The organism is Amycolatopsis sp. NPDC049868, assembly GCF_044461365.1.
Classification (GTDB): domain Bacteria; phylum Actinomycetota; class Actinomycetes; order Mycobacteriales; family Pseudonocardiaceae; genus Amycolatopsis.
Genome location: NZ_JBITKV010000007.1, coordinates 71,807 through 89,799 on the forward strand (window position 1 = coordinate 71,807; position 17,993 = coordinate 89,799).

At 68.9% G+C, this 17,993-nt stretch carries 20 protein-coding genes, 1 tRNA gene and 1 pseudogene; 9 read left to right on the plus strand and 13 right to left on the minus strand.

Going from position 1 to position 17,993, the window contains the following annotated elements; all coding sequences use genetic code 11:
• Positions 1-42 precede the first annotated feature (42 nt).
• Positions 43-1,149 (minus strand): cytochrome P450, encoded by a 1,107-nt coding sequence (locus tag ACIBTM_RS27410; protein WP_395880012.1) that lies wholly within the window; start codon positions 1,147-1,149, stop codon positions 43-45.
• Between the two features lie 86 nt (positions 1,150-1,235).
• On the opposite strand from ACIBTM_RS27410, the gene ACIBTM_RS27415 reads away from it, so the two are divergent.
• From ACIBTM_RS27415 to ACIBTM_RS27425, 3 genes are all read left to right on the plus strand, one after another.
• Positions 1,236-1,703: a MarR family winged helix-turn-helix transcriptional regulator gene (locus ACIBTM_RS27415; protein WP_395880013.1), complete on the plus strand. Its 468-nt coding sequence runs from the start codon at positions 1,236-1,238 to the stop codon at positions 1,701-1,703.
• A 94-nt stretch (positions 1,704-1,797) separates the two neighbouring features.
• Entirely contained in the window at positions 1,798-2,394 is a 597-nt protein-coding gene (gene sigK / locus ACIBTM_RS27420; protein ID WP_395880014.1) for an ECF RNA polymerase sigma factor SigK, read from the plus strand.
• The gene (locus ACIBTM_RS27425; RefSeq protein ID WP_395880015.1) at positions 2,391-3,086 is read left to right on the plus strand and encodes an anti-sigma factor domain-containing protein; all 696 of its coding nucleotides are present in this window, start codon (positions 2,391-2,393) and stop codon (positions 3,084-3,086) included. Before sigK ends, ACIBTM_RS27425 begins: the two co-directional genes overlap by 4 nt.
• Here ACIBTM_RS27425 and ACIBTM_RS27430 read toward each other — a convergent pair.
• The 6 genes from ACIBTM_RS27430 to ACIBTM_RS27455 all read right to left on the minus strand — a co-directional run bounded on the left by ACIBTM_RS27430 (position 3,083) and on the right by ACIBTM_RS27455 (position 6,244).
• Positions 3,083-4,018 carry an SDR family NAD(P)-dependent oxidoreductase gene (locus ACIBTM_RS27430; protein WP_395880016.1) on the minus strand — a complete coding sequence of 312 codons (936 nt, stop codon included), beginning with the start codon at positions 4,016-4,018 and terminating at the stop codon, positions 3,083-3,085. The two genes, ACIBTM_RS27425 and ACIBTM_RS27430, sit on opposite strands and share 4 nt — an antisense overlap.
• A 64-nt stretch (positions 4,019-4,082) precedes the next feature.
• Positions 4,083-4,649: an alkaline shock response membrane anchor protein AmaP gene (locus tag ACIBTM_RS27435; protein ID WP_395880017.1), complete on the minus strand. Its 567-nt coding sequence runs from the start codon at positions 4,647-4,649 to the stop codon at positions 4,083-4,085.
• Positions 4,646-5,173 (minus strand): DUF6286 domain-containing protein, encoded by a 528-nt coding sequence (locus ACIBTM_RS27440; protein WP_395880018.1) that lies wholly within the window; start codon positions 5,171-5,173, stop codon positions 4,646-4,648. The genes ACIBTM_RS27435 and ACIBTM_RS27440 overlap by 4 nt, the downstream gene beginning before the upstream one ends.
• Positions 5,170-5,556: an Asp23/Gls24 family envelope stress response protein gene (locus tag ACIBTM_RS27445; RefSeq protein WP_395880019.1), complete on the minus strand. Its 387-nt coding sequence runs from the start codon at positions 5,554-5,556 to the stop codon at positions 5,170-5,172. Before ACIBTM_RS27445 ends, ACIBTM_RS27440 begins: the two co-directional genes overlap by 4 nt.
• Positions 5,557-5,561: 5 nt before the next feature.
• Positions 5,562-5,738: a hypothetical protein gene (locus ACIBTM_RS27450; RefSeq protein ID WP_016335849.1), complete on the minus strand. Its 177-nt coding sequence runs from the start codon at positions 5,736-5,738 to the stop codon at positions 5,562-5,564.
• A 41-nt stretch (positions 5,739-5,779) separates the two neighbouring features.
• Positions 5,780-6,244, minus strand: a complete 465-nt coding sequence (locus ACIBTM_RS27455) for an Asp23/Gls24 family envelope stress response protein (RefSeq protein ID WP_395880020.1) — start codon at positions 6,242-6,244, stop codon at positions 5,780-5,782.
• A 246-nt stretch (positions 6,245-6,490) separates the two neighbouring features.
• Here ACIBTM_RS27455 and ACIBTM_RS27460 point away from each other — a divergent pair, with 246 nt between their 5' ends.
• From ACIBTM_RS27460 to ACIBTM_RS27475, 4 genes are read left to right on the plus strand one after another with little or no spacing between them, the layout of a single operon-like run.
• A complete protein-coding gene (locus ACIBTM_RS27460) occupies positions 6,491-7,936 on the plus strand; it encodes an alpha/beta hydrolase (protein ID WP_395880021.1) in 1,446 nt (481 codons plus the stop codon).
• A gap of 16 nt (positions 7,937-7,952) precedes the next feature.
• A complete protein-coding gene (locus ACIBTM_RS27465; RefSeq protein WP_395880324.1) occupies positions 7,953-9,467 on the plus strand; it encodes a sensor histidine kinase in 1,515 nt (504 codons plus the stop codon).
• A complete protein-coding gene (locus ACIBTM_RS27470) occupies positions 9,464-10,117 on the plus strand; it encodes a response regulator (protein WP_395880022.1) in 654 nt (217 codons plus the stop codon). The genes ACIBTM_RS27465 and ACIBTM_RS27470 overlap by 4 nt, the downstream gene beginning before the upstream one ends.
• A 50-nt stretch (positions 10,118-10,167) precedes the next feature.
• Entirely contained in the window at positions 10,168-11,376 is a 1,209-nt protein-coding gene (locus ACIBTM_RS27475; RefSeq protein WP_395880023.1) for an alkaline phosphatase, read from the plus strand.
• Between the two features lie 52 nt (positions 11,377-11,428).
• Here the strand turns inward: ACIBTM_RS27475 and ACIBTM_RS27480 are convergent, their stop codons facing one another.
• Positions 11,429-12,040, minus strand: coding sequence for an ANTAR domain-containing response regulator (locus tag ACIBTM_RS27480; RefSeq protein ID WP_005157321.1), 612 nt, complete (start codon positions 12,038-12,040; stop codon positions 11,429-11,431).
• Between the two features lie 173 nt (positions 12,041-12,213).
• Here ACIBTM_RS27480 and ACIBTM_RS27485 point away from each other — a divergent pair.
• Positions 12,214-12,290 (plus strand) — tRNA-Leu (locus tag ACIBTM_RS27485).
• Between the two features lie 869 nt (positions 12,291-13,159).
• On the opposite strand, the pseudogene ACIBTM_RS27490 reads toward ACIBTM_RS27485, so the two are convergent.
• Positions 13,160-13,732 (minus strand): annotated as a pseudogene (locus ACIBTM_RS27490) (recombinase family protein); the annotation flags it as partial.
• Between ACIBTM_RS27490 and ACIBTM_RS27495 the strand changes: the two are divergent.
• Positions 13,634-13,912 (plus strand): hypothetical protein, encoded by a 279-nt coding sequence (locus ACIBTM_RS27495; protein WP_395880024.1) that lies wholly within the window; start codon positions 13,634-13,636, stop codon positions 13,910-13,912. The pseudogene ACIBTM_RS27490 and the gene ACIBTM_RS27495 sit on opposite strands and share 99 nt — an antisense overlap.
• 389 nt (positions 13,913-14,301) lie before the next feature.
• Here the strand turns inward: ACIBTM_RS27495 and ACIBTM_RS27500 are convergent, their stop codons facing one another.
• Genes ACIBTM_RS27500 through ACIBTM_RS27515 form a run of 4 tightly spaced genes read right to left on the minus strand, consistent with a single transcriptional unit; the run spans position 14,302 to position 17,981 of the window.
• Positions 14,302-14,706, minus strand: coding sequence for a DUF6221 family protein (locus tag ACIBTM_RS27500; protein ID WP_395880025.1), 405 nt, complete (start codon positions 14,704-14,706; stop codon positions 14,302-14,304).
• Positions 14,707-14,752: 46 nt separating this feature from the next.
• Positions 14,753-15,385, minus strand: coding sequence for a DUF4328 domain-containing protein (locus ACIBTM_RS27505; protein WP_395880026.1), 633 nt, complete (start codon positions 15,383-15,385; stop codon positions 14,753-14,755).
• Between the two features lie 4 nt (positions 15,386-15,389).
• Positions 15,390-17,192, minus strand: coding sequence for an acyl-CoA dehydrogenase (locus ACIBTM_RS27510; RefSeq protein WP_395880027.1), 1,803 nt, complete (start codon positions 17,190-17,192; stop codon positions 15,390-15,392).
• Positions 17,193-17,213: 21 nt separating this feature from the next.
• Complete coding sequence (locus tag ACIBTM_RS27515) at positions 17,214-17,981, minus strand: SDR family oxidoreductase (protein WP_395880028.1); 768 nt, start codon at positions 17,979-17,981, stop codon at positions 17,214-17,216.
• Positions 17,982-17,993: the final 12 nt, after the last annotated feature.

Sequence of the window (17,993 nt, forward strand, 5' to 3'; positions counted from 1 at the left end):
TCCTTCCGGGCCGGGGCGCGGATTCCCGTGCCCCGGCCCGGTTCAGCCGCGCAGCCGTACCGGCAGGCTCGTGAGCCGCGTGCCTTGGATGCCGCCGAGGAACGTCTGCCGGAGTTCGCGGTACGGCACGGCGAGCCGGGCTTCGGGGAAGTCCGTGCGCAGCACCGTCGCCACCGCCCGCAGTTCGAGCTGCGCGAGCTGGGCGCCGACGCAGAAATGCGGCCCCGCGCCGAAAGTCAGGTCCGGACCCGGTTTCCTCGCCGGGTCCGTGTTGATGCCCTGGATGTCGACGAGTACCGGTGCCCCGGCGGGGAGCCGGATCCCGGCGAGGTCGAGTTCCACGGTGGTGAACCGCCACAGTGTGAACGGTGCGGGCGGATGGTCCTTGAGCGTTTCGCGGACGAGATCGTTCACGGATGCGTCGTCCCCGTTCAGAAGCCGCGAGATCAGGAAGCCGATGGAGGCGTCGGTGGTCAGCTGCCCGGCGAAGATCAACGCGAACAGGTGATACCGAAGGTCCTTTTCGGACGTTCCGGGCGGGAGGCTGTCGCGTAGTTCCGTCGCGAGTCCCTGCCGGTTCGGCGTCAGTCCCGCGGCGGCGAGGTCCGCGATGGCGGCGATGGCCTTGCCCTGGGCGCCCGGCTCTGGGGCCGACATACGGCGGCAGGCGTCGACGGCGACGTCGAGCAGCTGGAGCGGGATGCCGAGCAGGTCGAGCAGCACGGTGAGCGGGAAACGGGTGGAGAACCCGGCCATGAGGTCGACGGTCCCGCCGCCGAGGTCCGTCAGCAGGGCGCGCGCGATCCGGTGGATCCGGTCCGCTTGCGCCTGGATCCGCTTGGCGCTCAGCAGCGGGGCGTGCGCTCGCCGCAATCGTGTGTGGTCAGGCCCGTCCAGTGTGGTGAGGGACGGCTGTTCGGCGGCGGTCTGTTCGAGTTCCGTCCAGCCCTCGGGGGCCAGCGCCGGATCCTTGGCGATGCGGGGGTCGGAGAGGACTTCGCGGGCCAGCTCCTCCTCGGTGACTATCCACGCGCTTCCGCCCTCGGGGGCGGCCACTTCGACGAGGGGACCGGCGGCTCGGAGCGCGGGACGGACGAGGTCGGGTTCGGTGATGCCGCGGGTCGACGCGGCGAACGGATCGGGGAGCACAAGAACTCCTTCATGGAAAAGTAGCTTCACTGTGAAGGTATATTTGCGGCCGGTAGGTTGTCAAAGCACGGATCCGAGGAGGGGTGATGGAGGACGATGTCGCGGCGCGGAGCGCGTCGCTCCTGGACGGCCTCCGGAGCTTCGGGGCGAACTACACCGAGTTCACCCGCCGGTTCGCGGACTGGCTCGGCCTGCATGCCACCGACGCCGCCGCGCTGGTGGAGATCCTCTACGCCGAAGACACCGGCTCGCCGTTGTCACCGGCCCGGCTCGGTGAACGCATCGCCCTGACCTCCGGCGCGACCACGAACCTGCTGAACCGACTGGAGAACCTCGGCTACGTGGTGCGGACCAGGGAGAACACCGACCGGCGGGTGGTGACCCTGCGCAGCGGCACCGACATCCAGGCGCCCGCGCGGGCGTTCTTCGGCCCGTTCAGCGCCGGGCTCGCGGCGCTCGTGGCGGAATACCCGCCCGAAGAGATCGAACGCTTCGAGGGCTTCCTGCGGCAGCTGAAGTCCACAATGGACAAGGTGCTCGAAGAACAGGCTTAGCTCCGGACCAGTCCGATCCGCTCTCGGCACCGAATCCCTCCCGGACGCCATGGAAACCGCGTAGCCGGGCGTCGGGTGAGGTGGAGGCAGCTTGATGGTCGAGGGTGTGCGGACGAGTCCGCGCGGAAGCGGTGGCACCGGAACGGAGCCCGCCGAAACGAGCTTGATGCAACGGGTCGCGGCCGGCGACGAACAGGCGTTCGCCGACCTGTACGACGTCGTGGCGGGGCCGGTGTGGGGAGTGGTGAACAGGGTCGTGCGCAACGGCACGTTCGCCGAGGAGGTCACCCAAGAGGTCCTGGTGGAGGTGTGGCGGACGGCCGCGCGGTTCAAACCGGGCAAGGGGAGCACGCTGGCCTGGGTGCTCACCATCGCGCACCGGCGGGCGGTGGACAGGGTGCGGTCGCATCAGGCCTCGCTCGACCGGGACGACCGCGCGGGCAGACTCGATTTCCGGCGCCCCTTCGACGAGGTCGCCGAGTCGACGATCAGCAACCTGGAGCAGCAGCGGGTGCGCCAGTGCCTGTCCGCGCTGACCGACCTGCAACGCGAATCGGTGGTGCTGGCCTACTACAACGGGTACACGTACCCGGAGGTCGCGGAAGTGCTCGACACCGCGCCCGGCACGGTGAAGACCCGTATCCGCGACGGCCTGATCCGGCTGCGCGACTGCTTGGGGGTCGGGCAATGACGGCGGAGCTGCACACGTTGACCGGGGCTTACGCCGTGGACGCCGTCCCGGCGGAAGAGGCGGCGGCGTTCGAACGGCACCTGCGGGGTTGCCCCGCCTGCGGTCAGGAGGTCCGGGAGCTCCGGGAGACCGCCGCGCGACTGGGGAGGGCGCTGGCCACCGCTCCGCCGCCGAGGCTGCGGGAAGCGACGCTCAGGCGGGTCGCCCACACCCGTCAGTGGCCGCCCTCGGTCGCGCGTCGCGGCGAGGCCGCGAAGATCCGGTTCACACTTTGGGGTGCCGCGGCGGCCGCCGTCGGAGCGCTGGTGTTCGGCCTGGTCACCGCGACCACCGACCCCGCGCCACAGCAGCCGACCGCCGTCGACGCCGTGCTCGCCGCGCCCGACGCTTCGACGGCCAAGAGCGCCGAACGCGGGACGACCACGGTCGTGACGTCGCGGAGCCAGGGCAAGATCGTCGTCATGGCCGGTGAACTCCCGCCGCTGGCGGCGGGCAAGGCGTATCAGGTGTGGCTCATCGGGGCGAGCGGGGTGCATTCCGCCGGTCTGCTGGCGCCGGACGGTCCACATCGGACTCAGCCGGTGCTCGCGGATCTGCCGGGCGGGATCGACCGGGTCGGGATCACCGCGGAACCCGCCGGCGGCTCGCCCGCACCGACGGTTCCGGCGGTCGTCATGGTGAATCTGGCCTAGGCGCCGGTCAGCCGCTCGCAGGCCTGCCAGAGGTCTTGGCGCTGCGCGGCGGTTTCCCGGGTCCTGCCGAGGTAGTGCGTCGGGCGCTGGGCACGGTCGTGCCAGAACATGCCGTTGTACCGGCTCGGTTCCCCGGCGGCGGCGAGCCAGACGAACGTGTCCGCGCCCTGCTCGGGGGTCCGCAGGAGCGGGCGCGTCAGCTTCCGGAACGTCGGCAGGGAGGTCGCGACCCCGGGCGTGTCCGCCCAGCCGGGGTGGGCGCTGTGCACGGTGACCCCGGAACCGTCCAGCCGGTCCGCCCAGAGTTCGGCGAGCACCACCTGCATCCGTTTGGTGCGCGCGTATCCGGCGGCCGGTTTGTATTCGTCGCGGCGGTACTGCAGGTCGTCGGCGCGCAGCGGCTGACCGTACATGCCACCGGAGCCGATCCAGATCACCCTCGCGCCGTCGGCGAGCTTCGGCCGGAGCGACGCGGTCAGCAGATGCGGGCCGAGCACGTGCGTGGCCAGCATGAGTTCGTTGCCCTCGGCCGTCTCGGTGCGTTCCGCGGGCATGACCCCGGCGTTGTGCACGAGGACGTCGACCTCTCCATCGAGATTCTTGGCGTAGTCGCGTACGGACGAGATCAGGCTGACGTCGCACTGGTCGACGATGATCCGCGAACCGGGGACGGCGCGCTCGATCTCGGCGCGGGCGGCGTCACCGTCGCCCCGGATCGCGAGGCGGACGGTCGCGCCCAGCTTCGCCAGGCCGATGGCCGTCGCCTTGCCCAGGCCCGCCTTCGCACCGGTCACCACGGCGACCTTGCCCGCGAGCGCGTCCGGCGCGGGATCGCCGGGCCACCAGTTCCGGCGCAGGAGGTACCCGATGTTGCCGTACCCGAGCAGGGTCCGGTCGAGCACGGTGTCGACGGCTCGGGTCACAGTGGACATACGGACGCTCCTTCGTCGGTCGTAGTACGCGTCTTCCCGGAGGGGGCCCGGCGGAAACCTCGATCTACCGAATGCGAGAGCCGGTCTTGGCGGAGAAGCGGAACTCGATGGTCATCGGAAGCTCACCGAGATCCAGCGCCTGGCGCAGCCTCGGCAAGCCCTCCTCGGTGATCCGTTCGCGGATCGCGGCCGGCTCACCGTCCTGTTCGACGTTCAGCACCACGGCCAGCACCGGGGCGTCCTGGGTACCGCCGAGCGTGGCGTGTGCGGCGTGGACGCCGGGATAGGTCGCGACCTCCGCGGTGAAGGGGTCCACCGCGGTGCTCGCGGCCAGCGCGGTCCGGCCGGTGTCCTGTTCGAAGCGCCAGGTGTGCGATTTGGGTTTGCGGACGGGCTGCGCGATCAGCCAGCGCAGGACCAGCAGGCCGAGGAGCACCGCGCCCCCGGCGACGGCGTACCAGACCCAGCCGGGCGGCATGGCGGTGCCGGGGACGAGCGTGGCGCCGGGATCCAGCAGCGGGATCCGGCCGAAATGGGTACCGACGGCGAATCCGCCACCGGCGATCAGCACGAGCCCGGTCAGCACCAGCAGGGTGCGGTTCAGCCGGGCGGGACGGTTGAGATCGGTCATGACACGCTCCTGGTGGCTTTGACCCGGACCCGCACGGCGGGAACGGACGCGGGGCCGATCTGGGCGAGGCGGCGCTCGATGGCGGTGCGGACGGCGTCGGCGAGCCCGGCGGTATTCGTCCGCCCGGTGGTCACCACCGAGACGATCGCGCGCCGTTTCACCTTCAGCTTCGCCGCCGACACACCGTCCACAGTGGATGCCGCGGTGCGCAACGTCGATCGGTAGCTGCGCCTGGAGGCGCCTGAATCCGGACCGCCTTCGAGCGGCAGCACGGTCGGCCGTCCCGGGACCATCGCGCTCACGAGGAGCAGCAGACCGAGAAGCGCGACCACGCCACCGGCGATCGCCGGAAGGGGATCATTCCACCGGATGTCGTGCAGCGCGGACGCGACGGCACCGTAGCTGATCCACGGTTTCTCCCCGACGATCGTCTGGACCGCGACGGCGGCGGCCAGGACACATCCGGCGAGCACCACGAGGGCGACCAGCACGGCCGGGACGCTGCGGCGGGGGCGCCGTTTCATCGGACCCTCCTCGTTTCGGTCTCCGCGGAGTGCAGGGCCGTGACGGTGATGTCGACCCTGGTGACGGTCAGGCCCGAGAGCCCGCCGACCCGGCGGATCAGATGCTCTCGCACGGTCTCGGTGGTGGCGCGCACCGAAAGCGGGTACTCCACCGAGAGCCGGACGTCCAAAGTGGTCGTCGAACCGGTGACGTGCGCGCTCACCTTGGCGCCCTGGCCGAGGTCTTCGCCGCCGACCGCGATCCCGAGCACCCGGGAGGCCGCGCCGCCGACACCGTCGAGTTCGGTGATCGCCCGCGCGGCGATCCGTTCGACGGCGCCGCCGGCCACGGTCAGCCCGCCGCGCCCGTCCGTTCCGGGCGCGGCGGTGGTCATGGTCGTCATGGCGATCAGCCCCTGTCGCGGCCCGCCAGGGCCGAAAGGTCGAGCTTGCCGTCGAGGAACCGGCCGACCAGCAGGCCGAGCGCGGCGAGCACGAGCACGACGAGGAAGGCGCCGAAGCCGCCGAACGCGCCGGCCACGCCGAGCACGAGACCGGTCAACAGGCCGAGTTGGGTGGCGTTCATGAACGTTCTCCTTGCTGTCTGGCGCGGACCGGCGCCGATGGTCATTGGACGCGGCCGGATTCGGTGTTGTCGTCGGCGTCGTCGTCGCCCGGGATGTGCACGTCGGACACGTTGATGTTGACCTCGACGACCTCGAGCCCGGTCATCTGCTCGACCGCGCCGATCACGTTGCGCCGCACCGATTTCGCGAGGTCCGCGATCGCGACGCCGTATTCGACGACGATCTGCAGGTCGACCGCGGCCTGGCGCTCGCCGACCTCGACGGAGACGCCCTGCCCGGCGGACGCGGTGGCGCCCGGGATGCGCTCGCGCAGCGCGTTGAACGCCCGCACGGCGCCGCCGCCCAGCGCGTGGACACCGGTGATCTCGCGGGTCGCGAGGCCCGCGACCTTCTGCACGACGGTGTCGGCGATCGTGGTCACGCCCTGGGTGGAGACGAGTGCGCTGTTCTCGGCGGGGGCGTTGGAGTTCGAGTTCGGCTTGGCGGTGGTGGCGGTGTTCGTCATCGCGATCTCCTCGGTTCGGATTCCTCTGCCTGCGGTGGAAGTTCTTCGCTTCCACACTCCATAGACCCAGCCGCGCGAAGATCGTCACGACCCGATCGTGTGGTCTGGATCTCATCGCTCGTGGGTATGCCTTTCGGCCTAGTTCCCGCGGCCGACGACGGTGGCCCTTTTCCATCCCGTCGAGGGTCGTGCGCACGGCGGGCGACGGGGTTGGATCGTCAGGTGTCCCGAAAGCAGGAGTTACGAGTGAGCTTGAAGTGCGCGGTGCTGTCGATCGTGCTGGTCGCCGGATGTACTACGTCGCAAGGAAGCCCGGCGCCGGTGACCAAAGTGGACGAACCGGAGCAGGAGGCGGCGCTGACGTCGTTCTACCGGCAGACCCTGGACTGGCGCCCCTGTGACGCCCTGCAGTGCGCGAAGCTGACCGTGCCCGTGGACTACCGGCGGCCGGACGGGCCGAAGTTCACACTGCCGGTGATCAAGGCCGCGGCGACCCGGCCTGAAGAGCGGCTCGGCACGCTCATCGCCGGTGCGGGTGGTCCCGGGCAGTCCGGGGTCGCCATGGTGAAGGACATCGCGGGCACGTGGCCCGCCTCGGTCCGGGCCCGGTTCGATCTGGTCGGCTTCGATCCACGGGGCATCGGCGGCAGCGAACCGCGGCTCCGCTGCGACACCGAGGGTGAGCCCGCTTCGAAGGCGCCCGAGGGCCTGCCGCTGATCGGCGCCGAGGTCCCGAGCACCCGGCAGTACACCGAGGCGTGCCTGAAGCACACCGGGGAGAACGTGCTGCGGCACCTGGGCACCGACGACGTCGTCAGTGACCTAGACGTCCTCCGGGTGGTCACCGGCCAGGAGAAACTGAATTACCTCGGCTACTCCTACGGCACGCGGATCGGGCAGTTGTACGCCGACCGGTTCCCGAAGAAGATCCGCGCCATGGTGCTCGACGGCGTCGACAACACCTATCTCGATTGGCGGGCCGACACCGTCGAGCAGGCGAAAGGCGTGGAAGACACCCTGCTGACCTACGCGAAACAATGTGCCGCCAGGACCGGCAAACCGTGCCCTGGCCAGGACGAGACCGAAATCCTCGCCACTGTGGACCGGGTGCTGGCCAAAGCGGACAAAGCGGGGGACGGGAGTGCTCTTCGCTCGGAGATCTCCGCGAAACTGACCTTTCCGGCGGACTGGCCGGAGCTGTCGAAAATCATTCTCGGCGCCGATGCTCCCTCGGACGGCTCGTCGGACGAGCCCGCCGACGAGCCGGAGCCCTCGACCGACACGACCGACGCGCTCACCGTCGTCAACTGCCTCGACCGAACCCATCCCACCGATCTGGCGGCCTACGAGGACGCCGCGCGAGAGCTTCGCCGCGTTTCCCGGCTCTCGTCCGGCACGGAAGCGCTCGGCTGCGCCTTCCTGCCCACCGGCGCGACCCCGTCGCGGACGGTCCGGGCGGACGGCGCGCCGCCGATCCTGCTCGTCGGGACCACGAAGGACGCCGCGACACCCTACGGTTGGGCGCGGCGGCTGCCGGAGAGCGTCAAATCCGCGGTTCTTCTGTCCAATGAGGACGTCGGGCACGCCGTCTACGGTGGCGGGTCGTCCTGTGTGGATGATGCGGTCAGCCGGTATCTGGTCGACTTGACGATTCCCGCCGCCCCGGCCCGCTGTACCGGCGGTCCCGTGTGATGCTGGACGGGTGAAGATGCTGGACCGGCGGCTCGGCGCGGTGCTCGCCGAGGTACTCCTGGCCGGATTCGTCGCGGGCGTGACGGTCTTCCTCGCCGATCTGCTGCCGGCGTGGGGCTGGCCGGAGGTGTTCTCGCCGTCGGCGCCGGTGCTGACCGCGGTGATCGCCTGCGCCGTCGTGCTGGTGCTGCTGCGCCGCCGGTTCACGGTGGCCGCGCTGCTCGCCGCGACCGTGCTGTTCGGGTTGTTCCCCGCGACCGGTGTCGCGCTCGCGGTCGTCGCGCATACGGCGGGGACCCGGGGGCGGCGGTGGCCGCTGTTCGGCCTCACCGCGCTGCTGCCCGCCGCGGTCGTGCTGCTCACCCAGCCTGCCTTCCGCTGGCAGTACGTCCTCGTGGTGATCGCCGTTTCGACGGTCTCGTGCCTCGTCCTGCCCGCGCTGGCCGGCGCGATGCAGGCGCAGCAGGCGAGACTGGTGGTGGCGTTGCGCGACCGCGCCCGGCTGGAGGAACGCTCGCGGCTCGCCGAGGAGATGCACGACCAGCTCGGGCACCGGCTCAGCCTCATCACGATGTTCTCCGGCGCGCTGGAAGTCGCCGCCGATGGCAAGGATCCCGAGTTGCGGCAGGCCGCCGGGCACGTCCGGTCGACGGCCAAACTCGCGCTCGAAGAACTGCGGGAATCACTCGGGATCCTGCGGCCGGGCGGGGAACCGGCCGAGCCGGCGGAGGCCACCGACGCCGCCGGTACGAAGGCGGACATCGCGGGCCTGGTGGCGTCGTCGCGCGATGCCGGCCTCGACGTGGCGTTCGACTGGCGAGGCTCCGACCTCGACGGCGTCCGGCCACCGGTCCGCCGGGCCGTGCACCGTTTGGTGCGCGAGGCGCTGACCAACGTGCACAAAAACGCCGCCGGGGCGTCGGTCACCGTCGTCGTCGACCACGGCCCCGACCTGGTGAAGGTCGTGGTGCGCAACAGCGCCGAGCAGGTGGCGGGGGAGCGGTTGCCCGGTACCGGGCGCGGGCTGAGCGGCCTGCGTGAACGGGTCCGTCTCCTCGGCGGGACGTTCACGGCCGGGCCGGATCCGGAAGGCGGCTTCGCCGTCACGGCCGACCTGCCGCCGCGGGCGAACGCGCCGCTCGCCGAAGAGACGGGCGAGGAACGGCCGGGCCGGATCCAGTCCGGTCTGCTGCTGACCACCGGCCTGGCCGCCGTCGCCGCGTTGCTGCTGACCACGCTCGCCTTCGTGCCGCCGCTCACGCCTGCCGACCACGAGGATCCGCTGGCCAGCGTGAAGATCGGGATGACACCGGAGGAGGTCGAGGCGTGGTTCGGCCCGAACGAACCCGCGGCGCACGCCGCCGCGGAGGGGTACGAGCCGCCAATACCCGGCGACAGCTACTGCGTTTACGTCGCGGCAGCCGATCCGCCCGACGCGGAAACCGCCGCGATCTTCCGGTTCTGCTTCGGTGAGCGAGGATTGGTGGAGAAGACCTGGTTCGAGGTTCCCGTACCGGAGGAGACGCCATGATCCGGGTCCTGCTCGCCGACGACGAACCGCTGCTCCGTGCGGGCGCGCGGCTCCTGCTGAACCAGGCGGGTGACATCGACGTCGTGGCCGAGGCCTCGGACGGCGCGGAGGCGATCGACGTCGTCCGGCGGATGACCGTGGACGTCGCACTGATGGACATCAGGATGCCCAGGATGGACGGGCTCGCCGCGGTCGAAGAGATCGCGCGTGAAGTGCGGGTCATCATGCTCACCACGTTCGGGGACGAGGCCTACGTGGCCCGCGCCCTGCGCGCGGGGGCGGCCGGGTTCCTGCTCAAGGACACCGATCCGGTGCAGCTCATCCAGGCCGTCCGGTCCGCGGCCGCCGGTGAGGCGGTGCTGTCGCCCCGGATCGCGAAGCAGGTCATCGACCGGTTTCGCGACGCCGACGCGGCGGACGCCGACAACGTCGCGCGGGCCAGGCGGAGGATCGAGGCGCTGACCGCCAGGGAACTCGACGTCCTGGTGCGGGTGGGGCGGGGCCTTGGCAACGCGGAGATCGCGGGGGAGCTGCGGCTGTCGAACGGCACGGTGAAGATCCACGTCAGCCGCATCCTCGCCAAGCTGGGCTGCGCGAACCGCGTCCAGGCCGCGATCCTGGCGCACGACGCGGGCATCCTGCGCGGTTGAACGAGCTCCTGTTCTCTGTTAGGAAAGGTTCCTAACTAACGGGAGGCGATGTGCGCGGACGTGGTCTTGCGGCGGCGACGGTTCTGGTGGTCCTGTGCGGTGGCTCGGCCGCCGTCGCGGACACGACGACGGCGGGGTCCGGCGCGCGGAACATCATCTACATCCAGGGCGACGGCCTCGGCCTCGGCCAGCGGGATCTGCTCCGGCTGGCGCTCAAGGGCAAGAACGGCAGGCTCGCGATGGACGGGCTCGCGGCCACCGGTCTCGTGCGGACGTCCTCGGACGACCCCGGCGAGATCGTCACCGACTCGGCCGCGGCGGCCACCGCACTCGCGACCGGGCACAAGACGCGCAACGGCGCGGTCGGGGTGGACGGCCGCGGGCGCCCGCTGGAGACGATCCTCGAACGGGCGAAGCGGGCGGGGAAGTCGACCGGCCTGGTCACCACCGCGCAGGTGACGGGCGCGTCGCCGGCGGCCTTCGCGGCGCACGTGCCCAGCCGGGACTCGCAGAGCGACATCGCGAAGCAGTACATCGAGAACAGCCGTCCGGACGTCCTGCTCGGCGGCGGCGAGGACTGGTGGTATCCCAAGGGCGAGCCCGGGCTCTGGCCGGACAAGCCGGGGGAGGAGAGCCGCAGCCCCTACGGCAACCTGGTCGAACACGCGCAGCGGACCGGCTACACCTACGTGCGCGACGGCGACGAACTGCGGACCACACGGGCGAACCGGATCCTCGGCCTGTTCGCGAACGAGGACATGGTCGACTACGGCCCGGACGGCGTCGGGAAGTACGCGCCGCGGGTACCGCTCCAGCAGATGGCCCGCAAGGCGCTGGACACTCTCTCGAAGAACCCGCGCGGCTTCTTCCTGTTCCTGGAGGAAGAGGGGACCGACGGGATGTCGCACGAGAACAACGCGCACGGCGTGATCGACGCGGGCCGCGCGCTCGACGCCACCGTCGCCGAGGTCCTGCGGTTCGTCCGGACGCATCCCGACACGCTGGTGATCATCGGCGGCGACCACGAGACGGGCGGATTGAGCATCGAGAACTACGACGCGTCCGACACCGACCCGGACCAGGACGGTCCCTTCGCTGTACCCGGCTCGAAGCTTCAGTTCACTGTGGACTGGACGACGCACGATCACACCGGCGCCGACACCCCGGTCACCGCCGAAGGCCCCGGCTCCACCCGGCTGGGTGGCACCGTCGAGAACACCGACGTCTACTGGGTGATGCGGCTGGCGAGCGGTCTCTGAGCACGAAAAAGGCCACCTCCGCCGACGGAGGTGGCCTTTTTCGCGGGTTCGATCAGCCGATGCTCTCGACGACGGCCTCGGCGACCGCCTTCATCGTGGTCCGGCGGTCCATCGCGGTGCGCTGTATCCACCGGAAGGCGTCCGGCTCGGTGAGCCCCTGACGGCTCATCAGCAGCCCCTTGGCGCGGTCGATGACCTTGCGCGTCTCCAGCCGGTCCGTGAGGCCCGCGACCTCGGATTCCAGCGCCTGCAGCTCGGCGAACCGGCTCACGGCCAGCTCGATGGCGGGCACCAGGTCGCGTTTGGCGAACGGCTTGACCAGATACGCCATCGTGCCCGCGTCCCTGGCCCGCTCGACGAGGTCGCGCTGGCTGAACGCGGTCAGGATGACGACCGGCGCGATCCGGTCGCCGGTGATCTTGGAAGCGGCCTCGATACCGTCGAGCTTCGGCATCTTGACGTCGAGAATCACCAGGTCGGGCTTCAGCTCGGTGGCCAGGTTGATGGCCTGCTCGCCATCCCCGGCCTCACCGACCACCTCGTAGCCCTCCTCGCGGAGCATCTCGACGAGGTCCAAACGGATGAGGGCCTCATCTTCGGCCACGAGCACCCGCCGCTGGGGTGCGGCGACGGCACCATTGGCCTCGGCAGCCTGCTCGGTCACCGGGGTCCTCCTGAAGGTCGTCGGGCAGTTCGGCTCGCGGACTGTCCGCGAACCTGAAGCCTACCGGGAACGATCCAGACGGCTAGATGGCGTTCACCACGTCAGACGGTCGTCACACTCCCGGGCCCGGCGGAAGACGCGCTCCCGTGATCCCGTAAAGTTCACCGGGCACCGCCCCCGTAGCCCAACTGGCAGAGGCAACGGATTCAAAACCCGTCCAGTGTGAGTTCGAATCTCACCGGGGGCACCAACAGGAACCACACAGGTACCGGCCGCGCGCTGAGCGGGCACGTTCTGTGTAGGCATGGCGTCGGTGATCCTTTCCGCCGAGATGGCGACTTCAGGCAGCTGGCCGGCAGGCAGGCGGATGGTGATGGTGGCCTGGTCGCCGCTGTGGTTCAGTTCCACCCTGAGTTGGGTGGTGTCGAACAGTGTACCGAGTAGCGTTCGTGGTGCCTGGGCCAAGTTGAGTGCCAGATGCGGTAGCGCGTCCAACAGGTCGATGTCCGTCGCGTCAAGCGGGCGTTGCTCCGCTTTGTCGGCTTCGTCGAGTTCTGCGATCGACGCCAATGCTTCGCTCTTGCTCCCTTCCAGCTCGTTGTAGCTTCCGCGGAGCGCCTTGGTGAAGGGGTCGTTCGGGTCGCCTTGCTGGGCTTGCGTCATGAGCGACTTCTGGCGCTGAGCGATGTCGTCGAGCTGTCGTTGGAGCCGTTCTCGTTCGTTCTGGCGATCCTGCGCGGCACGGTCATCGACTCCTGAGAGGTCTGCGGCGAGGATCGCCCGGCGGTCCTGCCCAAACACGCGGTCGGCGAAGAACTTGGTCACCGCGTCCAGGATGGCGTCTTCCCGTACATACAAGGCTTTCTGGTGATCGGCGTACTTGTCTGGCCGGCCTCGGTTGTTGTTCCTGATCTGGCAGAGGTAGTACGAGGCCTTGTTGCGGACGCATCCGTACGTCCGACGACCGCATTCGCAGATGATCCTGCTGCGGAAGAGATTGGTGCGAGCGGTGAGCGGATGCTTGTTGGCCGAGTCGCCGTCACGAGATCCGCGCTTCGCGTCGCGGTGTGCGTTGATCTCGTCGTACATCCATTTGGGAATGAGCGGCTCGTGAACCGGCTTCGGCGACCACGCCCACTTGACCGGGTCGTTGACCTTGCCGCCGCGCGAGCGGGAAGCGCGGCGATTGAAGACCTGGTAACCCGTGTACTTGGGGTTTCTCAGAATCTCGTACACGCTTGTTCTGCTCCAGGTGCCGCGGGCCCGGTTCTTGCCTGGTGGGACCGGCGGCGGGTACTTGGCAAGGTCGGCGTTGAGGCGATCGGCGATGGTGTCGCCGCCAAGCTTCTCGTAGTACCGCCACAGCGCGATCTGGGTGACCGTCTCGCCGCGAAGTCCGTCGGGTTCCAGCCGGGACTTGGTCAGCCCCTTCGCTGCCTTGGACGGGTTGGGATGCCGGATGGTCTTCGCCTTGTAGCCATGGCACGGCTTGCCGATGTTGTAGCCGTCCCGTACATGGGTGCACAGCCCACCCCAGGACTGTTCGAGGGTGTTGAGGACTTCGTACTCGGCCAGTGACTGGTTGATCCGGCGTTGCAGGATGCGCTGGGCGCGGCTACCGCCGAGGGTGATCGGTTCGTTGGCGGCGAAGAGGGGAACCTCGACACGCTCCAGAGCTCGCTCGACTGTCAGGCCTTCGAAGGCCCGGCGAGCGACTCGGGCGATGTTCTCGCAAATGACGACATCGAAGCCTCGATCGGGGTATGTAGCCTGCTCGAGCAGATCGCCGATACCACCGTCTCGTGGAATCGGGATGTCGAAGCGCTCGTAGCGTTCACCTCGGCCTCGATCAACCGGTCTTGCGGCTGGTGACCTGCGGCGGCGCGTTCGACAAGCAGGCGCACAGCTACAAGGACAACATCGTCGTTGTAGCGTCGGAAGTCGGTACAGGGCCCCGGAACGGCGAATAATACAAGCGCTCCAACAGGTGCAGGCCGGATGTTTCGGTATCAATTCTCTTAGGAAATGTGGGCTCCCCGCTGGTTAGGGTGTCGAGGTAGTTTTTCGGCCGGTCCAGGGTCAGGTTCGGCGACATGTCTCTGCTGTAGCCGAGCGGCATGTTGCAGTTCAGTGCTTCTGCGGATCAGCATGGCCGGCTGGTTCGTCGAAGCGGCAGCTGCACGCGTTCCGGTGTCGCGGGCGGGGCGTGCTCCGCTGGTGGCTGTCACCTGGGTGACGCGAGGGAGATGGCGGCACGCCGATCATGATCGCCCGGTGACCGGCCGTGGATGCCGTGGTACCGCCCATTCGAGGCGGTAGCCGGAGTGGTCGGCGAACTCGAGAGCCAGGGCGTGGAGCACGAAGTGCGCGTTGTTCAGGGTAGCGTGGTCGTCGTCGCGCTCGAGGACTTCGAGGGTGGCGACGCACCGGTTGACGATGAGCCGGAGGCCGTCGAGGCGGCGCAGCGTCCGCGCCGGATCTTGGGTGGCGATGTGCCGGTGATCCTCGACAGTGATCGTGCCGGACTCGTCGTGCAGGGTGATGAGCCCCGCCTTTCCGAAGTCGCTCCATTCGCCGCTGGTGCGGCCCTTGGCGGCTCGGGCGATACTCTCGATTTCGTCGTATCGCTCGCGGACGAAGGTGATCAGCGAGGCAAGATCTTCCATCAATCGCACCCTTCCGCCTGTGGACGTGGCGCGCAATCGTGAAGTGTCAGAACTTTCGCCTGTGGATTTGTGCCGACTGCCAGCTGCTTATCCGCCGGATGATGGCGACCAGCAGTACGCCTGCGATCCCCAGGAACGTGGCATAGACCGTGTCCACGACGACGATGGCCAGCGGTGGGCCAGTGATCCGTCCTTCGACCACTGTGGCGAGTTGGCTCGTCAGGAAGGCGCCCCACCACCAGTTGATCGTGGTGCCGCCGGGCGTGCCGCGGTGGGCTGAGTGTTCGCTTGTGACTGAAGGATTGCTCGCTCTCCCGATGTCGGTGATGACGACGTGGGGGTACCAGAAGTTCACGATGGGGCAGACCCAGCCGCCGATCACCCAGCCACGCTCCTTCCGCGGTGCCTCAGCCGACAGCAGTTCCGAGTTGAGTCTGGCGAGCCATAACCAGCGGAGAAAGCAAACGGTGGTGCCAAGTTGTGCCGCGAAGGCGACCCAGTCGACGACATTCGCGAGCAAGTCGTTGCGGTGGGCGGATGTGTAGGCCTGCCACGTCAGGCACGTGGACGCCGCGGCCGAGAGCGAGGCGATGACGATCAGGGACACTGACGCGATCTGCCACGTCCGCAGCGGATGCAGCTGACGTGTACCCGCGATTGCAGGGCTGTTGCGGTGCATGGTTTCAGAACCAGTTCGGTGACATGTCGAGCGTCGTGCGGTCGACGGTCGCCAGTACCTCGAGCCAGGGTCCGGTCTTGGGGAGCTCGTAGCGGTAGAAGTAGCGGGCCGCGGCGCGTTTGCCGCCGCCGAGGTCGTCCTCTCTGACGCTGGCTGCGAGGAACTGTTCGAGCCAGATCCAGGCCAGCACGATGTGGCCGGTGGCTTCGAGGTAGATAGAGGCGTTCGCGAGCCGGGTGGTGAGGTCGGGTTCGGCATGCAGCCTCCGCGTCACGTCGGCCAGCCTGGTGAGCGCGGCGCCGAGTTGCCCGGCCAGGTGCGCCGCTTCGCCTCCGACAGCCCGCGCGCGGTTCACAGAGTTCTGCAGGAGGGATTCCAGTGCCCGCAGGCCGGCGCCGTCGGCGATGGCGGTTTTACGACCCAGCAGGTCGATGGCCTGGATTCCGTGTGTGCCTTCGTGGATCGGGTTGAGCCGGTTGTCCCGGTAGTGCTGTTCGACGTCGTATTCGCGGGTGTAGCCGTATCCGCCGTGGATCTGGATGGCGAGGTCGTTGGCGTGCAGGCACCACTGGGATGGCCAGCTCTTCACGATCGGTGTCAGGACGTCGAGCAGGAGTCCGAGGCGGTCTCGTTCTTCGTCCGTCTCGGCGGTGCGCTGGTCATCGATCAGTTTGGCGGCGTAGAGGGTCAGGCCCAGGGCGCCTTCGACGTAGGACTTCTGCGCTAGCAGCATCCGGCGGACGTCCGCGTGCGCAATCAGGGGCACCTGAGGTGACGAAGGTTCCTTGTCGGTCGGCAGTCGTCCCTGGAGGCGGGTTCGCGCGTAGTCGAGTGACTTGAGGTAGCCGGTGTAGCCGAGGGCGGTCGCGCTCGCGCCGACGCCGATGCGTGCTTCGTTCATCATGTGGAACATGACGGCGAGCCCGCGGTTCGGTGCGCCGACCAGCTCGCCGACGGCCCCGGCTTCGCCCAGCGGAAGATGCTTGCCCTCACCGAAATTCAGCAGCGTGTTCGTGATGCCGCGTTGGCCCATCTTGTGGTTGAGCCCGCCTAGGACGACGTCGTTGCGCTCACCGATCGTTCCGTCGGAGCCGACGAGGTACTTCGGCACCAGGAACAGCGACAGGCCCTTCACGCCCGCCGGTGCGCCGGGGATCCGGGCGAGCACGAGGTGGACGATGTTCTGCCCGAGTTCATGGTCGCCGGCCGAGATCCACATCTTGGTGCCGAAGATGCGGTAGGTGCCCTCGGCGCGAGGCTCAGCTCGGGTGGTGATGTCGGCCAGGGACGATCCGGCTTCTGGTTCCGACAGGCACATGGTGCCGTGGAAGCGGCCGTCGAACATCGGGCGGACGAACCGGTCGATCTGCTCCGCCGAGCCGTGCGCCAGCAGCAGGTTCGCGTTGGCCATGGTGAGGAAGGCGTAACCCCAGGTGGCGGTGTTCGCGGCGGAGAACCAGGCTGAGCATGCGGACTGGATCACGCAGGGAAGCTGGAGACCGCCGATCGCGGAATCGGCCGTCGCCGCCAGCAGCCCGGCCGCGACGACCTTGTCGAGCGCGTCCTTGACTTCCGGGTTCAAGCGGACTTGCCCGTCGACGAGTTCAGGCTCGCGCGTGTCGTTCTTCTTGTTGTGGGTCGCGAAATGCGCTTCGGCGATGTCGTGGCAGAGATCGATGATGTCGTCGAAGCTCTCGCGAGAGTGATCGGTGAACCGCGTGCGCGCGGTGAGCGCTTCGACGTTGAGCCAATCATGGAGAAGGAAGTCGAGGTCGTTGCGGGACAGCAGTAAGGATTTGGCCGGCATGGGTGTGCTCCGAGGGAAGGGTCAACGAGTGAGGCTGATGCCGCCGTCGATCGGGAGGACGGCACCGGTGACATAGCTCGCCGCCGGCGAGCTGAGATAGACGACCGCGCCGGCGATGTCCTCGGCCTGTCCGAGCCGGCCGAGGGGCGCCTTGGCGACGTAGTAGTCACCGTGGTCCGCGAGGATCTTGGCCGTCATCTTCGAGGGGAATGGGCCGGGGGCGATGGCGTTGCAGGTGATGCGCGGCCCGAGTTCGACGGCCAGGACACGGGTCAGGTGGTGCAACCCGGCCTTGCTCGACGAGTAGGCGTAGGTCGGCATGCCCGGGACGCGCAGGCCGTCGATGGAGCCGACATTGAGGACACGGGCCGGGTCGCCCTGGGTCGCGGTCTTCTCCAGCAGCGGCAGAAAGGCTCGGGTCAGCAAGAACGGCGCCCTCAGGTTGAGGTCGACGACCTTGTCCCACGCGGAGCCGGGGAATGCCTCGAGCGGTGCGCCCCAGGTCGCGCCGGCGTTGTTGATCAGGATGTGCACACCGTCGTAGTGGGTGGCTACCTCGCCGGCAAGCCGCAGGCACCCGTCCTCGGTGGACAGGTCGGCCGCGACCGCGGAGATCTCGCCGAACTCGGACAGCTGCTCGCATGCCGCGCGGCAGGCATCCGGCTTGCGGGACGAGATGACGACGCGAGCCCCTGCTTCGAGAAGGCCACGGGCAGCCATGAAGCCGATGCCGCGGCTGCCGCCGGTGACGACGGCGGTCCGTCCCGTCAAGTCGAAGAGATTGGTCATTGAGATGCTCCA

Excerpts from the sequence above, each read along its gene's own strand:
- ACIBTM_RS27515 (WP_395880028.1), bottom strand. The coding sequence starts at position 17,981 with ATGACCAATCTCTTCGACTTGACGGGACGGACCGCCGTCGTCACCGGC.
- ACIBTM_RS27470 (WP_395880022.1), top strand. The coding sequence starts at position 9,464 with ATGATCCGGGTCCTGCTCGCCGACGACGAACCGCTGCTCCGTGCGGGC.
- ACIBTM_RS27425 (WP_395880015.1), top strand. The coding sequence starts at position 2,391 with ATGACGGCGGAGCTGCACACGTTGACCGGGGCTTACGCCGTGGACGCC.
- sigK (WP_395880014.1), top strand. The coding sequence starts at position 1,798 with ATGGTCGAGGGTGTGCGGACGAGTCCGCGCGGAAGCGGTGGCACCGGA.
- ACIBTM_RS27440 (WP_395880018.1), bottom strand. The coding sequence starts at position 5,173 with ATGAAACGGCGCCCCCGCCGCAGCGTCCCGGCCGTGCTGGTCGCCCTC.
- ACIBTM_RS27455 (WP_395880020.1), bottom strand. The coding sequence starts at position 6,244 with ATGACGAACACCGCCACCACCGCCAAGCCGAACTCGAACTCCAACGCC.
- ACIBTM_RS27445 (WP_395880019.1), bottom strand. The coding sequence starts at position 5,556 with ATGACGACCATGACCACCGCCGCGCCCGGAACGGACGGGCGCGGCGGG.
- ACIBTM_RS27435 (WP_395880017.1), bottom strand. The coding sequence starts at position 4,649 with ATGACCGATCTCAACCGTCCCGCCCGGCTGAACCGCACCCTGCTGGTG.
- ACIBTM_RS27415 (WP_395880013.1), top strand. The coding sequence starts at position 1,236 with ATGGAGGACGATGTCGCGGCGCGGAGCGCGTCGCTCCTGGACGGCCTC.
- ACIBTM_RS27430 (WP_395880016.1), bottom strand. The coding sequence starts at position 4,018 with ATGTCCACTGTGACCCGAGCCGTCGACACCGTGCTCGACCGGACCCTG.
- ACIBTM_RS27500 (WP_395880025.1), bottom strand. The coding sequence starts at position 14,706 with ATGGAAGATCTTGCCTCGCTGATCACCTTCGTCCGCGAGCGATACGAC.
- ACIBTM_RS27465 (WP_395880324.1), top strand. The coding sequence starts at position 7,953 with ATGCTGGACCGGCGGCTCGGCGCGGTGCTCGCCGAGGTACTCCTGGCC.
- ACIBTM_RS27450 (WP_016335849.1), bottom strand. The coding sequence starts at position 5,738 with ATGAACGCCACCCAACTCGGCCTGTTGACCGGTCTCGTGCTCGGCGTG.
- ACIBTM_RS27510 (WP_395880027.1), bottom strand. The coding sequence starts at position 17,192 with ATGCCGGCCAAATCCTTACTGCTGTCCCGCAACGACCTCGACTTCCTT.
- ACIBTM_RS27505 (WP_395880026.1), bottom strand. The coding sequence starts at position 15,385 with ATGCACCGCAACAGCCCTGCAATCGCGGGTACACGTCAGCTGCATCCG.